General features: G+C 43.9%; 17 protein-coding genes. All 17 read left to right on the top strand.

The annotated features are described in order from the left end of the window. The first annotated feature begins 1 nt into the window (after position 1). The 17 genes from QFZ77_RS34655 (at position 2) to QFZ77_RS34575 (ending at position 15,756) form a co-directional block, all read left to right on the top strand. A complete protein-coding gene (locus QFZ77_RS34655; protein WP_307447622.1) occupies positions 2-1,012 on the top strand; it encodes an LLM class flavin-dependent oxidoreductase in 1,011 nt (336 codons plus the stop codon). 38 nt (positions 1,013-1,050) lie between these two features. Further along, on the top strand, positions 1,051-2,238 hold the full coding sequence (locus QFZ77_RS34650; RefSeq protein WP_307447619.1) for a M20 peptidase aminoacylase family protein: 1,188 nt from the start codon (positions 1,051-1,053) through the stop codon (positions 2,236-2,238). After that, positions 2,235-2,714 (top strand): DinB family protein, encoded by a 480-nt coding sequence (locus QFZ77_RS34645; RefSeq protein ID WP_307447616.1) that lies wholly within the window; start codon positions 2,235-2,237, stop codon positions 2,712-2,714. Before QFZ77_RS34650 ends, QFZ77_RS34645 begins: the two co-directional genes overlap by 4 nt. A 48-nt stretch (positions 2,715-2,762) precedes the next feature. Further along, a complete protein-coding gene (locus QFZ77_RS34640) occupies positions 2,763-3,293 on the top strand; it encodes a GNAT family N-acetyltransferase (protein ID WP_307447613.1) in 531 nt (176 codons plus the stop codon). Between the two features lie 22 nt (positions 3,294-3,315). Next, positions 3,316-4,644, top strand: coding sequence for an LLM class flavin-dependent oxidoreductase (locus tag QFZ77_RS34635; protein ID WP_307447611.1), 1,329 nt, complete (start codon positions 3,316-3,318; stop codon positions 4,642-4,644). 229 nt (positions 4,645-4,873) lie between these two features. After that, positions 4,874-5,320: a tellurite resistance TerB family protein gene (locus QFZ77_RS34630; protein WP_307447609.1), complete on the top strand. Its 447-nt coding sequence runs from the start codon at positions 4,874-4,876 to the stop codon at positions 5,318-5,320. Between the two features lie 106 nt (positions 5,321-5,426). Then, a complete protein-coding gene (locus QFZ77_RS34625; protein WP_307447605.1) occupies positions 5,427-6,026 on the top strand; it encodes a TerD family protein in 600 nt (199 codons plus the stop codon). Between the two features lie 39 nt (positions 6,027-6,065). Continuing rightward, a complete protein-coding gene (locus tag QFZ77_RS34620) occupies positions 6,066-6,647 on the top strand; it encodes a TerD family protein (protein ID WP_307447601.1) in 582 nt (193 codons plus the stop codon). Between the two features lie 93 nt (positions 6,648-6,740). Next, positions 6,741-7,328: a TerD family protein gene (locus QFZ77_RS34615; RefSeq protein ID WP_307447598.1), complete on the top strand. Its 588-nt coding sequence runs from the start codon at positions 6,741-6,743 to the stop codon at positions 7,326-7,328. A gap of 72 nt (positions 7,329-7,400) precedes the next feature. Then, positions 7,401-8,657, top strand: coding sequence for a TerD family protein (locus QFZ77_RS34610; RefSeq protein WP_307447596.1), 1,257 nt, complete (start codon positions 7,401-7,403; stop codon positions 8,655-8,657). Positions 8,658-8,689: 32 nt separating this feature from the next. After that, positions 8,690-9,427, top strand: a complete 738-nt coding sequence (locus tag QFZ77_RS34605; protein WP_307447594.1) for a TerC family protein — start codon at positions 8,690-8,692, stop codon at positions 9,425-9,427. 76 nt (positions 9,428-9,503) lie between these two features. Further along, a complete protein-coding gene (locus tag QFZ77_RS34600; RefSeq protein ID WP_307447592.1) occupies positions 9,504-10,607 on the top strand; it encodes an HpcH/HpaI aldolase/citrate lyase family protein in 1,104 nt (367 codons plus the stop codon). Continuing rightward, complete coding sequence (locus QFZ77_RS34595) at positions 10,552-11,967, top strand: phosphoribosyltransferase family protein (protein WP_307447590.1); 1,416 nt, start codon at positions 10,552-10,554, stop codon at positions 11,965-11,967. Before QFZ77_RS34600 ends, QFZ77_RS34595 begins: the two co-directional genes overlap by 56 nt. Next, the gene (locus QFZ77_RS34590) at positions 11,940-13,073 is read left to right on the top strand and encodes a cysteine protease StiP family protein (RefSeq protein WP_307447588.1); all 1,134 of its coding nucleotides are present in this window, start codon (positions 11,940-11,942) and stop codon (positions 13,071-13,073) included. Before QFZ77_RS34595 ends, QFZ77_RS34590 begins: the two co-directional genes overlap by 28 nt. After that, on the top strand, positions 13,070-13,906 hold the full coding sequence (locus QFZ77_RS34585; RefSeq protein WP_307447587.1) for an HAD family hydrolase: 837 nt from the start codon (positions 13,070-13,072) through the stop codon (positions 13,904-13,906). The genes QFZ77_RS34590 and QFZ77_RS34585 overlap by 4 nt, the downstream gene beginning before the upstream one ends. Next, the gene (locus QFZ77_RS34580; protein ID WP_307447585.1) at positions 13,903-14,925 is read left to right on the top strand and encodes an ATP-grasp domain-containing protein; all 1,023 of its coding nucleotides are present in this window, start codon (positions 13,903-13,905) and stop codon (positions 14,923-14,925) included. The genes QFZ77_RS34585 and QFZ77_RS34580 overlap by 4 nt, the downstream gene beginning before the upstream one ends. A gap of 255 nt (positions 14,926-15,180) precedes the next feature. After that, positions 15,181-15,756 carry a hypothetical protein gene (locus QFZ77_RS34575; protein WP_307447583.1) on the top strand — a complete coding sequence of 192 codons (576 nt, stop codon included), beginning with the start codon at positions 15,181-15,183 and terminating at the stop codon, positions 15,754-15,756. Positions 15,757-15,790 lie beyond the last annotated feature (34 nt).

The raw sequence follows: 15,790 nt of genomic DNA, 5'->3' as shown, positions 1-15,790 counted from the left end.
TATGGGGATCAAACTTAGTATTTTGGATCAAAGCGTTATTTTCCCGGGGGAGAATGCGGAAGCCGCTCTGCAGCATACGATTGAGCTAGTGCAACTAGCGGAAAAGCTGGACTATCACCGCTTTTGGGTATCGGAGCATCACGATTCCGATCAATTGGCCGGTTCTTCACCCGAGGTGCTAATTTCTCATTTATTAGCGAAAACAGAGCGCATACGTATTGGCTCTGGCGGCATCATGCTGCAGCATTACAGTCCCTACAAAGTTGCAGAAAACTTTAATGTCCTGGCATCATTAGCGCCTGGAAGAGTAGATCTTGGGATCGGAAGGGCGCCTGGCGGGCTTCCTCGTTCTACGAAAGCTCTACAGCAGGGCATTACAGAGCCAGCTACTTTATCGGAGAAGCTGAAGGAACTCAAACAATTTGTTCATAATCGATTGGATGCTGATCATCCGCTTACAGGCCTTAGGGTATCTCCGATTCCGACACAATCAGCGGATATCTATCTGCTTGGCGCCACTGCGGCCAGTGCGGAATTAGCAGCTGAATTAGGGCTTCCTTATGTATTTGCGCAATTCATAAATGGTGATCCTGCTGTGGCAGCTGCTGCTTTTGAAGCGTATCACACTGGATTTAATCGAGAACAAGGCGGGCAGCCGAAGGCGATCTTGGCACTGTCCTTAATTGTAGCTGACACAGAAGAAGAGGCCAAAGTGATGGCTGGCGAATATAAAAATGTCAAAATCCATTTGGAAAACGGTAAAACCTTGACGGTAGGAACCCTTGAACAAGCCGAGGAGTATGGACGGCAAACGCAAGCCAAATTCACCGTAGAAGAGAAGGAAGCGGAGATTACGAAAGGCACCAAAGAATCCGTCCGTCAAAAGCTGCTGGACATCCAGCAAACGTATAGGGTAGATGAGTTTATCGTTACAACGTCGGTGAAAGATTTCGCCAAACGCTTGCGGTCATTTGAATTGCTTAGTGAGGCGTTCTCGGAGCTGCTTGTGTAGGTAAAAACGCCATTGGGCTTTTTAGAGGGGGAATGTGCATGAGCGAAACGCTGTCGGAACAATCACAGTCGGCATTTGAGCAGAAGCTGATCGCGATTCGGCGTCATCTGCATCAAAATCCGGAATTATCGAACGAAGAGGTTCAAACAACCGCATCTATCCGAGACTGGCTGCAGGAAGCGGGTATCCGAGTGGCTAATTTTCCTCTGAAAACAGGTCTTATCGCGGAGGTTGGCGGTCTGCACGAAGGACCCATTATTGCGCTGCGAGCCGATATTGATGCGTTGCCTGTCCAGGAATCTACTGGACTGGCTTACGCCTCATTGGTTCCGGGCACCATGCATGCTTGCGGACATGATTTTCATACCGCAGCCATTCTGGGCGCCGCTTTCTTATTAAAGCAGCGAGAGAAGGAGCTGCTGGGTACGGTTCGTTTCATTTTCCAACCGGCAGAGGAGAAAGCGCAAGGAGCGGAGCAGGTCATCAGGAGCGGTGCTTTGGAGGGGGTTCGTGCCGTATTTGGAATGCACAATAAACCCGATCTTCCTGTGGGCACAATCGGCATTAAAGCGGGACCACTCATGGCTTCTGCAGATGGGTTTGTTGTTGAAATCGAGGGTAAGGGTACACATGCTGGGGTGCCTGAAGCGGGGATAGATCCCATTGTAACCGGCGCACATATCGTCACAGCACTCCAAGCGATTGTAAGCCGGAATGTGAGTGCGCTGCAAAGTGCTGTGATAAGCGTCACCAAGATACACAGTGGAACCGCTTGGAATGTCATTCCGGATAAAGCTGTCTTAGATGGAACGGTGAGGACATTCGATAAGGAGGTTCGAGCCACGGTTCTGAACAGGTTCGATCAAGTTGTTCATGGTGTAGCGGCTGCTTATGGGACGAAGGCATCTGTACGATGGATCAAGGGTCCTCCAGCCGTGCAGAACGATGCGGGCTTAGCAGAATTAGCAACCCTAGCTGCGGATATTGCTGGCTTGCAGGTCATCACGCCTACACCATCGCTAGCAGGGGAAGACTTCGCTTTCTATCAGAAGAAGGTGCCGGGTGTTTTCTTATTCATGGGTACATCGGGTACGCAGGAATGGCACCATCCCGCCTTTGATCTAGATGAGCGCGCACTGCCGATCAGTGCCAACTATTTTGCCATATTAGCGGAGCAAGCTCTCAAGCAAATAAGCTCCAAATTCGAAGTGGAGGTATCAGGATGAGTCAACTTGTAATCGATATTCAACCTTATATAGATACAAATAAACAGTTGAGAGCAGCGATTGACGGACTTACGGATGAGCAGTTGAAATGGAAAGAGAACGCGGATAAATGGAGTGTGACGGAAGTTCTGTCTCATTTGACCGATCATAACATTGTTGTTTCCTTTCGCATTCGCGAGATCATTTCTGGATCCACGGTCCAATTGCCTGCCTTTGGGCAAGATGCTTGGGTAAGCAGTGCCAAGGCGAATGAAGGTGCAGCTTTAGATATTTTGGACGCTTTCGAAGTTTTATTGACCTATAACAGCCTATTATTGCGAAGACTATCCCCACAAGACTGGGAGAAAACGGGCGTTAACTTCAAAGGTCAGACGTTAGCTTTGACGGATGTCGTTCAATCTTTTACCGCACATGTGCAGGTGCATCTTGCCCAAATAGAGCGGATTAAACAAGCTAGGCAAGCCGCGAACCTTTAATAATAAAACCGACTAAACCTATATGTGATAGAAAGAGGTGTGGGGGAAATGAGTACAAATAGGGTTCGGATTCGCGAAGCTCGTACGGAAGACCGTGAGGGGATCAGGCAGCTTCTTATTGATGCCTACAGTCAATACGAAGCAGTTCTTCCTCCCGAAGGATGGCAGCAGTACAAAGACAACATTCTTGCCTCTGTAGATGGCGACGCTCCTTCTGCACGACTAATTGCCGAAATCAATGGGGAAATCGTGGGCAGCTCCCTCTTGTTCCTGTCTTCCCAGGTTGCCTATGGACTTCCTGAATTGGATATCCATACTCCGATTATTCGCTTATTGGCTGTCTCCCCGCAAGCGAGAGGCAAGGGAATCGCTACGGAGCTCATTAAAGAAAGCGCCCGACGAGCGCTGGAATTGGGTGCATCTACACTGCATCTGCACACTTCCGATATGATGGAATCTGCCGTGAAGCTTTATGAGCGTTTAGGCTTCGAACGGGCATTTGATAAGGATATTCTAAAGGGCGAAAACGTCGTAAAAAGCTACCGCTTGCAGTTGAAAGAAGCAGCAATTCTTCAATAATAATTATAAGGACGTGATGACGATGTCAAAACAAAAGCAACTGAAGCTTGGAGCAATCATTCATGGTGTTGGTGGAAACATATCAGGATGGCGCCATCCCGAGGCGATTACTGATGCCAGCGTCAATTTTGGTTTTTATAAACAGCAGGCCCAGAAAGCTGAAGCCGGTAAATTCGATCTGGTTTTCATTGCAGACGGTCTGTACATTACCGAGAAATCCATCCCTCACTTTTTGAATCGGTTTGAACCGATTACGATTCTTTCAGCGCTGGCTGCTGTCACGTCCAATATTGGTCTGGTTGGTACACTTTCGACCTCCTACAGCGAGCCATTTACAGTGTCCAGACAATTCGGCTCGATTGATCTGATCAGTGATGGGCGTGCAGGGTGGAACATCGTAACTTCACCTCTAGAGGGATCGGCAAGAAATTTTAGCAAAGACCAGCACCCCACACATCCAGAACGATATCGGATCGCGAATGAATTCTTGGAAGTAGCGCGTGGACTTTGGGATTCCTGGGAAGACGATGCCTTCGTTCGGGATAAAGAAAGCGGCGTATTCTTTGATCCAAGCAAACTGCATACGTTGAACCACAAAGGGGAGTTTTTCTCCGTTCAGGGACCACTCAATATTGCGCGTTCGAAGCAAGGCCAACCGGTTATCTTCCAGGCAGGGGCTTCTGAGGATGGTCGGGCTTTCGCGGCTAAAGTCGCTGATGCCGTATTTGCCGGACACGAAACGATTGAGGAAGCTAAGGCTTATTATCAAGATATTAAAAGCAGAGCGGTAGCTTATGGCCGTTCAGCCGAAGAACTCGTTATTCTTCCTGGGATTAGCCCGATTATCGGACGCACGGAAGAAGAAGCAGAAAGCAAATATCAAGAAATTGCTAATTTAGTTACGATTGATAAAGCATTGGATTTTCTGGGGCGCTTCTTTGAGCACCACGATTTCTCTCAATATCCACTTGATGAACCGTTCCCGGATCTCGGAGATTTCGGCAGTAACAGTTTCCGCAGCGGTACGGATAAAATCAAGCAAACGGCGAAAGAGAAAAACCTCACACTTCGTCAAGTTGCGCTTGGTATCGCAACACCGCGCAATGAATTTACAGGAACACCCGAACAAGTGGCTGATCGTGTCGAGCGCTGGTTTAAAGAAGAAGCGGCAGACGGCTTTATTATTGCCGCAGCTCTTCCCAAAGGATTGGACGATTTCGTCGATCTCGTTGTGCCAATCCTTCAAGAGCGCGGTATATACCGAAAAGAGTATGAATCTGACACGCTGCGGGGAAACCTAGGCGTACCGATTCCTGCGAATCGCTACACGAAGGTAGAGGCTGCTATCTAAAATTCAGTTAGTATTGGTACTTATTTCCATTTTAATTAATTAGTCTATTTTAACCGCCCGTTTTGGGCGGTTCTATGGCGTTTAGGTTGAATTATTTCCTAATGCAGCTTTGAAATTCCAATATTTGAAAACAAATGTGTAATCGTATAAACTGTGAACATAGACTATTGTGGAGAAAAATGTAGCCTATAGTCAAAATGTGTTACTAAATCATATAGGTGGTGCTGAAATGAGTACGTTTAAATCATGGTTTTCAAGCGCGAAAACGGGCTTGTCCGAGCAAGTCAAAAAATTTCAAAACAAAGATTTTCTGGATGCCGTTGTAGCAGGTTGTGCGATTGTAGCGGCCGCTGATGGCAGCATTGGTAATTCAGAAAAAGAAAAGATGATTGGTTACATCAGCCGTAGCGAAGAGCTTAAAGTATTTGATGTCAGTAATGTCATCGCTCGCTTCAATCACTTTGCTGGCAACTTTGAATTCTCAGCCATTGTAGGCAAGCAAGAAGCGCTTAAAGTTATTTCCAAGTTTAACAATAAGCCGGAAGTTGGACGAATCATCATTGCGGTATGCTGCGCAATTGGTGCTGCAGACGGAGATTTTGATGATCAAGAAAAGAAGGTTGTCAAAGATATTTGTACAGCGCTGAACCTCAATCCGAGCGAATTTAGTCTGTGATCGTCGATTTACAAATAATTTAATCGGAAAAATGAAACGTGTTCGAACTTCATCCGTATCAAATGAAAGAGTGTACGAATACAGGATATGAAGGGAGGTGACCTCGTTGACAATTAGTTTGGTCAAAGGTCAAAAAATTGATTTAACAAAAGGTAATGCGGGTCTTTCCAAAGTTGTAGTTGGACTAGGTTGGGATCCTGCAGTTGTGGAGAAGAAAGGTTTCTTCGGATCCAAAAAAACAGCTGTTGAAATTGATTGCGACGCTTCCGTCATCTTACTAGATGAGAATGGGAAATTGACGAAAGAGAAAAATGTTGTTTTCTTCGCTAACTTGCAAAGCCCTGATGGTTCAGTTGTTCACTCCGGTGATAACCGTACAGGGGAAGGCGATGGCGATGATGAGCAAGTAGCTGTTAATTTAGGACAAGTTCCTGCGGATGTTAGTAAAATCGTCTTCGTTGTTAATATCTACGACTGCGTGAATAGAAAACAAGACTTCGGTCTCGTTCAATCAGCCTACATCCGGTTAGTGAATGATTCGAATAAACAAGAATTGATTAAGTTTAATCTGACCGAAGATTATTCAGGTAAAACATCCCTGATTGTTGGTGAAATTTATCGTCATAGCGGCGAATGGAAATTCAACGCGATTGGTGAAGGAAGCACGGATACAACAGTTGGACAATTAGTTAAACGATATCAATAATAGCACAACCAAATCCCCTATAAAGCGAGGTTATATACAATGGCAATTTCACTATCCAAAGGTCAAAAAGTAGATTTAACAAAATCAAACCCAGGTCTAACTAAAGTTGTTGTTGGTCTAGGTTGGGACACGAACAAATATGATGGCGGTAAAGATTTCGATCTAGACGCTTCCATTTTCGCTGTTAATGCTTCTGGCAAAGTAGGATCTGAATCTGATTTCATCTTCTACAACAATCCGAAGAACGCGAATGGTTCAATCGTACATAACGGCGACAACCGTACAGGAGCTGGCGATGGCGATGATGAGCAAGTAAGTGTTGATCTAAGTGCAGTACCTGCTGAAACTGAGAAAATTGCTTTCTGCATTACGATCCATGATGCTGAAGCAAGAGCGCAAAACTTTGGACAAGTTTCCAATGCTTACGTTCGTATTCTTAACGAAGGTTCAGGCGCAGAATTGATTCGTTTTGATCTTGGAGAAGACTTCTCCATTGAAACAGGCGTAGTTATCGGTGAATTGTACCGTAACGCGGGCGAATGGAAATTCAGCGCAATCGGTAGCGGCTACAAAGACGGTCTTTCAGGATTAGCTCGCGATTACGGTTTGCAAACTTCCTAAGATCTTACTTATCATGCTAGTTTTCTTGCGAAAACTCTAAGGCTTATGCTTACGATGCTAGTTTTCTTGCGAAAACTCTAAGGAGATGCAGCAATGACAATCAGCTTGTCAAAAGGTCAAAGAATTGACTTAACCAAAACGAACCCTGGCCTCAGTAAGGCTATCATCGGATTAGGTTGGGATACGAACAAATATAGCGGTGGGCATTCATTCGATTTGGATGCGTCAGCCTTTCTGCTACATGCTGAAGGTAAAGCCAAAGGGCTTGAGGACTTCATTTTTTACAACAACTTGGTTGGTGTTAATGGTTGCGTTGAGCATACCGGCGATAATCGTACAGGTGATGGCGATGGGGATGACGAGCAAATCAGAGTTGATTTCTCCAAAATCCCCGCGCATATTCACCGAGTAGGTATAGCTGTTACGATTCATGATGGATCGAATCGCAACCAAAATTTCGGACAAGTATCGAATGCGTTCGTTCGCCTTGTTGATGAGGTAACGAATCGGGAGATTTTACGTTATGACTTGGGCGAGGACTTTTCTGTAGAAACGGCCGTTGTCATTTGTGAATTGTACCGAGACAGCCAAGGTCAAGAATGGAAATTCCAAGCTGTTGGAAGTGGTTTTCAAGGTGGTCTTCAAGCCCTTTGTAAAAACTACGGACTTGATGCCCAGTAAATTCAGAAACAGGTGGGGTGGTGCGAGTAAGGCATCACCCTTCAATTATTGAGTACGGAAGGGACAGCCCTTATGCATATATCTCTTGTCAAAGGCCAAAAGACGGATGTTACAAAAACAAATCCGGGACTCTCACAGATTGGTATTGGACTCGGATGGAACTCTCCTGCGAACATAGATCTGGATACTTCAGCATTCTTGTTAGGCGTTAACGGGAAGGTAGATAATGACGAACAGTTGGTATTCTACAACAATCCTACAAAAAGTGGTGTGAACTTCATCGATCAACCCTCTCAAGGGACCGATAAGAAGCAATTTTCTATTCAATTTTCCAACGTTCCAGCCCATGTTGAGAAAGTTGCTATCACACTAACCATTCATGAGGGTGAGAAGTTAAAGCAGCAATTCAGCCAAATGACACAAGCTTATTTACGGATTTTTCATCCTAGCACAGGGCAAGATATGTTGCGATATGAATTAGGAAATCAATTCTCCGTTGAGACAGCTATTGTTGTAGGGGAATTATATAGATACGGCACAGAATGGAAATTCAGTGCGATTGGATCTGGTTTTTCCGGTGGGCTGAAAGCGCTGTGCGGTAATTTCGGAATCGAGGTTAAGGATGAACCTACACCTAGCCCTGTACCTAATCCGACACCGACGCCTCCCCCAGTTTCAACTCCGACGCAAGCGGGTAAACCTCCTCTTATCCCTCCAACTCCAATTAATCTGAATAAGATTGAATTGAAGAAGAAGGGCGATCGCATAAGTCTTGCAAAGAAGACAACAGGTAATCTCGGGGAAATTGTCATTAATTTAAACTGGAATCAGAAGAAGAAACCCGGCGGATTTTTTGGTGAAAGCAAAGGGATCGATTTGGATCTAGCTTGTTTATATGAATTAAAGAACGGTGAGAAGGGCGTTATTCAAGCGCTTGGCAACCGATTCGGTTCACTCCATAGAGAGCCGTATATCGCCTTAGACGGTGATGATCGTACGGGCTCGGTAACAACAGGAGAGAACATTCGAATTAATGGGAATAAGCTCTCTGAATTTGAGCGCATCCTAATTTTTACTTTCATTTACGAAGGTGCAACCACTTGGTCTGAAGCAGATGGCGTAGTGTCCATCAAACAAGATGGCGGACCCGACATCATAGTGAAATTGAACGAACATGATAATCGTCAGGGCATGTGTGCCATTGCATTAATTCGTAACCAAAATAATGAAACATTTAGCATTGAGCGGCTTGTTCAATATTTCTCCGGTCATAAGGTGCTAGATGAAGCCTTTGGATGGGGAATGAGATGGGTTGCAGGAAATAAGTAAATAATTAGCGAAATATACAGGAGGGTCAAGGCATGTCAGATTTTTTTCAAAGTTTTATCAACAACTTCCTTAACTTTTTCGATTGGGAAGTGCTTTCAACAACACTTTCTGATCCGGTTAACTGGGGAATTATCGGGACATTAGTTATCTTAGAGGGTCTTTTATCCGCTGATAACGCATTGGTACTGGCAGTAATGGTTAAGCATTTACCGAAGGAGCAGCAGAAAAAAGCTTTATTCTACGGACTCCTAGGTGCCTATGTTTTCAGGTTCATAGCTATTGGGGTAGGTACGTTTCTTGTTCAAATTACTTGGATTAAAGTGCTCGGCGGCGCCTATCTCCTTTGGATTGCCATCAGTAATCTTTTCTTCAAGAAGAAGGAAGAGGAAGGGGAAGTTCAGAATAAAGGACTTTCCTTCTGGCGTACTGTTCTTGCTGTAGAAGTCATGGATATTGCTTTTAGTGTCGATAGCGTCCTTGCTGCCTTTGGTGTCAGTGACCAGGTTTGGGTTCTGTTCCTTGGAGGCATTATAGGTGTACTTATGATGAGAGGCGTGGCGCAAATCTTCTTAAAGCTCATTGACAAGATTCCAGAGTTGGAGAAAGCAGCCTTCATCCTTATTATCATTATTGGTCTTAAGATGATTGCCGGTGCATTCGGTGTCCATATCTCACATGTTCTTTTCTTCTCAACCCTTATTGTCATATTTGGAGGCACGATTGTTCTTAGCTTGCTTCGCAAAAAGGACAAGCCTGAATCAGCTAACTAATAATACCGACTATAACAATGACAATCCCTCCTTTACGGGGGGATTGTTTCTTAAACGAAAGAGGGAGGAATCGGGATTGAGATATTTTAATTATTTAACAGCGGATGAAGAGAAAGCTCTATTTTATTTACCTCCGACTTCCTTCCATAATCATTCGCGCAAAGAAATCCTTGCTTATTCCATTGGTGCTGCTCTTTATATGCCTGCTACACGTCCCACGTTCGCGGAAGATATCGCTTTTGGTAAAATTGAAGGTCTTGTTTCAGTTATTCTTGATTTGGAAGATGCCGTTGGTGAAAATGAGGTTCATGCCGCAGAAGAATCATTGGTGAATCAAATGAATAAGCTAGCCACCTTCATGGAAGTCGGAATTCTTCATACGGACAATCTTCCGCTATTATTCGTACGTGTAAGAAGTGTGAATCAGTTAAATTATTTGATCGAAAGATTAGAAGAGAATGTAGCCCTTTTAGCGGGATTTGTTTTCCCGAAATTTAGTGTAGACAATGGAGTGGCTTATTTTGAAATCCTAGAAAATTATAATGATGAGAAACCTTCTTCTTCCCCGATGCTATATGGTTTGCCAATTCTAGAGTCTGGACCTGTGATTTATAAGGAAAGCCGTACCCATACGCTTCAAACGATTAAAGAGATCCTAGAGCAGTATAAGAATTTGGTCCTCAATGTAAGAATTGGCGCTACGGATTTCTCGAGCCTATTTGGTTTGAGACGCAGCCCAGACATGACCATTTATGACATAACGCCGATTCGAGATTGTGTAGCTGACATTATTAATATATTTGGACGTGTTGACGCCTCTTACGTTATTTCCGGACCTGTATGGGAATATTTTCCTCAAAAGGGATTGGTTCGCGAAGTGATTATGGATAAAGAGAACGGCATGATTGGCAAGACAATTATTCATCCTACTCATATTAAACCCGTTCAATCGCTATACGCGGTGACACATGAAGAGTATACGGATGCTACAAGCATTATTACGAACAATAATGGCGATCATGGCGTTATTAAGAGCGCATATGCCAATAAAATGAATGAAATCAAACCTCATTTAAGTTGGGCTAGACGTATTCTCTTACGATCACAAATTTATGGGGTGCTGCATGAACAACAACAATATGACGGATTATTGCTCAAGCATAATCGAGCATACGTATAAGATCGCAGGCGATTTAGAGCTTCAAGTGACATTGACCTCTAATCCATTTGAGATTCCCCTCGACTCTCTGTTCGCCATGGCGGCAAGAATCAATAAGAAACGATCGTTTCTGTTTGTTAGCAAAGTGCTAGGTAAACATATCCCTGTAAATCCTTATTCCTCCTTATTAAGCGGAGCTTCATTGGCACTACTTTTACAACAAGCCTTAAAAGGTAATATGCCGCAGCAGTTAATCCCTCAAGCCATTCAGGGCATTATAGATCCTTCTCAGGCCGAGGCGGCCTATAAAGAAATTATGTCCTATCGTTTAAGTTTGCCCCAATCAGTTGCTTTTATAGGGTTTGCTGAAACTGCCACAGCTATCGGACATGCGGTTTATGAAACCTTTGGTTATGGTGGCAGCTATATTCATACCACACGTGAAGTGATAGAAGGATCGGCATCCATCATTAATTTCAGTGAGGAACATTCCCATGCGGTAGCACATTATTGTTACGCGAAGGATCCTCAGATGCTTACACACCCTGAGATTGTAGTCCTTGTTGATGATGAAATTACGACAGGTAAGACCTCTTTGAACATTATTCGAGATATGCAGGGGAAATTTCCGAAGAAAACCTACTACATCCTTGCTCTGCTTGATTGGAGAACCCCAGAGGATCAGCAGCAGTTTCTGAAGCTAGAACTGGAGTTAGGTATCTCCATCCACGTGCTTTCCTTAGTCAAAGGTGAGGTAAAAGTAACGGGTTCATCTGAAAGTTTAACCCCCCAAGTGCCTGTCCTTCCTATTCCAAATCAAATGGGACCCATTTACTTCACGTATATAGATCATCTATTCGCTCATGCTCCTTATGTGAGCCAACATCCTTATTTACAGCATAGCGGAAGATTTGGTCTTACACCGGAGGAAAGCGAACAATCCAGTCATTCGATATCTCAAGCCGCCAAGCAGTTGAAACTTACTCGAATAGGTAAGAAGACGCTGTGCGTAGGCACAGGTGAGTTTATGTATATCCCCATGCGAATTGCCGCTGAAATGGGAGAAGGTGTGTATTACCAATCGACGACGAGGAGTCCAATTCATACCATTGATACAGAGGATTACGCAGTCAAGGTAGGCTATCCGTACTCATCTCCGGAGGATCCCGACGTAATTCATTTCCTATACAACGTTCCGGTAGGCATGTATGACGATCTCTATTTATTTATGGAAAGAGAAGCTGATCCTGCTTCGATGCAGCCATTGCTTCAAATTCTTCAAACGCGAGGGCTGAAACAGATTCATATTGTTATTTTCTCTCCTCAAACGGTTGAATGGAAGGAGAATGCAGAATGGAAGATTGGCGAGCTAGGCCAATAGAGGAGCCTAGGCACTTGGGCAGCTATCCAGCTTCTGATGTGACATTCCTGCTTAAGGATTTGAGCGAGGTTAAGTTGGAAAAGTCGATGGATGCGAGAGAACTAGCCATTCAATCGGGTACTCATTATTCAGAAATGTTACCGCAAGAGCATCTACCTACGTCCGATTATTTAAAATTGTACCGAGAGACGCTTCAGATGTCAGCCCAGAAGGTTGCATTAGCCGTTGGTACTACGGCAGAGCTTATTCGAAATAAGAAAGGACCGAACACGGTGTTAGTCTCTTTTGCGAGAGCGGGCACACCGGTCGGTATTCTAATAAGACGTTACCTGCAAGAGGTGCATCAGTTGGACTTGCCTCATTACAGCATCTCGATTATTCGAGGTAAAGGGATTGACGAGAACGCTTTGTTTTATATCCTGCAGAAGCATCCGGAGGCGAATCTTCAATTTGTCGACGGGTGGACCGGCAAGGGAGCAATCCGTAAAGTGCTTATAGAGGCTTGCAGCAAGCTGGAACGAGATTACAGGATCAAGCTGGACGATGATCTTGCTGTACTTGCTGATCCTGGCCATTGCACCGATATGTTTGGAACGAGAGAGGATTTCTTGATTCCGAGTGCATGCTTGAATGCGGTGGTATCCGGTTTAATTAGTCGAACGGTGCTGCGCGAGGATCTCATTGGGCCGCATGACTTTCATGGTTCCAAATATTATAAAGAGTGGTTAGACCACGATCTCTCCAATCATTTTATTGCGGAGATTGTGCCCTTTTTTGGTGAGGTAGTGAAAGAAGCACAGCGTTGTGCCCAGAATTTACTCCAGCATCCTCCTACGATTTCATGGAAGGGTTTGCGAGATATCCAAGCGATTCAGAGTGAGTATCAGATTGAGGATATCAACTTGATTAAACCCGGTGTCGGAGAAACGACCCGTGTACTGCTCCGTAGAGTGCCGTGGCGGATATTAGTTGACCGATTAGATAATCCCAATATACGTCATATCCTCCTTTTAGCTGAAGCTAGGGAAGTATCAATAGAAGTGTACCCAGGTCTCACTTATTCCTGTTGTGGTATTATTAAATCCGTGAAAGGAGATGCCGAATGATATTTGCAAGCGATTTAGATCAAACGTTAATCTATTCACAGCCTTTAGAACGTGCCGAAGAATTAGGCGATCGGATTATTACAGCAGAGTTCATTGACGGTAAAGTGAGATCGTATATGTCCTCAAGTTCCTACCAGCTGCTTCAAAAGTTGATGACGGAGCTCATTTTCATCCCGGTTACGACACGAACCATGCAGCAGTACAATCGTATACATTTAATTAGTCAAATGTTGAAACCCACCTATGCGGTTACGAGCAACGGCGGGAATATTTTGATAGATGGACATCCCGACTTGGGATGGCAAGCATCTGTAGTCGCTCGCGTTACTGAATCAAGTGAGCATGTGAAGGATGTCAGGATACTGCTAGATCGTGTCCTTAGTCCGGAATGGGTCATCAGTTCCAGCTATTGCGACGAGCTATTTTTTTCCCATATCATTGACCGAGCGAAGATGCCGCTGGAGGAAGTTACTCAAATGAGTGCAGAACTTCAGCGTATGGGCTGGAGCACTTCCGTTCAAGGAAGAAAGGTCTATGTCGTTCCCCAAGTTGTTAATAAAAGAGATGCTGTTCAGCATCTCAAGCAGTTAACAGAGGAGCACCAAGTTGTAGCATCTGGTGATTCCCTCTTGGATCAAATCTTGATTGATTTTGCTGAGTTCTCTATCGTCCCTAGGCATGGAGAGTTATTTCGACAAGAGCAGATTCTATCGACGGGGAGCTATTCATTTACCGAGGAATCTGGGATTTTTGCTACGGACGAAATACTTAAGTATGTTGAATCTGTAAACATCGAGCAAACTAATCTATTTGTCATAAAGGAGTCCTCATGAAAAAAGTATGGTTTAACCGTTGGTTTTCGGTAGCCTTTCATTACATGAATAGCATTCGCAATAATGAGGATGGCGTCCAATTCAAAATGTATGCCACACATCCGGACCGTACCCACATGGCTTTACAGGCGGCTGATTACGCGGATACCGAACCTGTGTTAGGTGATGATGATTATGTGGAGTTTGCCCTAAATTTTTGCAAAAAGCATGGCATTGATGTATTCATTCCCAGGTTGCATATGTATGCAATAGCGAAGCATATTGATTTGTTCGAAAAAGCAGGAACGAAAGTCACGGTTTGTCGTGACCTTGAGCTATTAGAGAACTTGCTGGAGAAACAAAAGTTTTATGAAGCCATTAGGGAAACGAACATTATTTCAATCCCTGATTATCATGTAGTCAATACAGCAGATGAATTTATGACAGCCTATGAGACGCTCGTAAGTGCAGGACACCAGGTTTGTATCAAGCCAACGAATGCCGAGGGCGGTATGGGCTTCAGAATCATCAGCAATGGGCGGGATACATTAACTGACCTGTTCGGCACAGTTACTCCCTATCTCTCTACGGAACAGGTATACAAGACCTTATCATCCGTAAATCGTTTCGAGGACCTGATGGTGATGGAATTATTAAACGGCTTCGAGTACAGCATCGATTGCTTAGCATCGGCTTCTGGGGAATTACTTGCCGCTGTGCCGCGTCGCAAAGCAGACGGACGGCTAAGGCTGCTTGAGGAAGTGCCCGAGCTGATCGAAATCGCACATCAGGTTGCTGTCACCTACAAGATCCCGTTTAATTACAATATTCAAGTGAAGTACAATCAGGGTGTGCCTAAATTACTTGAGATTAATCCGAGAATGTCTGGCGGTCTGCATGTGACTTGTCTATCAGGTATTAATTTCCCTTATTTAGCAGTGAAATCAATTTTGGGTGAGCAAGTGGACAAACAGATACCAAATTATGGCATTATGGCTAGTCATATTGAGAAATACGTTATTATGGATTTAGGCGAATAAAAGAAACCGTGCATCATATCTTTGAATATAGATGAACAAATCTGTCAAAGAAGGTGCACAGGATGATAATAAGCGGGATTATACTTTCTGGAATAATCATTGTGCTCATTGTCGTAGCAAGCGCTGAAAAAGCAGAATATGTGTCTAAATTCATTGAAAAATAGTCTTCTATGAAACCTGAAAAGGTTTCTTTTTTTTGTTATGATTTGGTAGAATATAAGAATAGATTTGTAATGCTGGGGAGGGGGCTGTACGTTGCTGGATTTTACATTTGAGATTGTTGACGAGTCTACAATTAATACCAGAATTTTGTATGCCAACGAATGGTTCACTTTCAATATATATGAGAAAGATCATGTTTGGACCCTTCATCCCTTTGATGGTATGTTAATACGGAATAAAGATATGTGTCAGCTTGTAATTAATGAGTTGCTCAAAAATAAATATTTTCATGTCATGTGCGCGAAAGAGAATATCCTATTATCAGAGCTGCGGACGACAGTTGATTTAAGTAATAGAACGAGTATATCTACACCTAGACCTACTCCTTCACCTAGAGAAGAACGACTGGATGATGAGCTCCCTGACGATATAAAGTCATTTATGGATTATCATACTTTGGATGAAATTATAGACATGGAGAAACAAATTATTTATAAACGAATGACTTTTTACAAACAAATGTTAGAGGCCATGTTTATGCAAGGGGCAGGACCGACGGACCAGGAATTTATCCAAATTCAGTCCATTTATGTGATGTGGAAAGAATCGTATGAGAAATTGAATGGGTTAAGCGATCAAGATTTGTCTGGTGGGAAGAAGAGATGGTAGTATCAAGAGAGACTTAACTACCAACGAGTATATG

The sequence above is a fragment of the Paenibacillus sp. V4I3 genome (assembly GCF_030817215.1).
Classification (GTDB): Bacteria; Bacillota; Bacilli; order Paenibacillales; family NBRC-103111; genus Paenibacillus_E.
The sequence above is the reverse complement of the archived record's forward strand: the minus strand, read 5'-3'. Positions and strand labels throughout refer to the sequence as shown.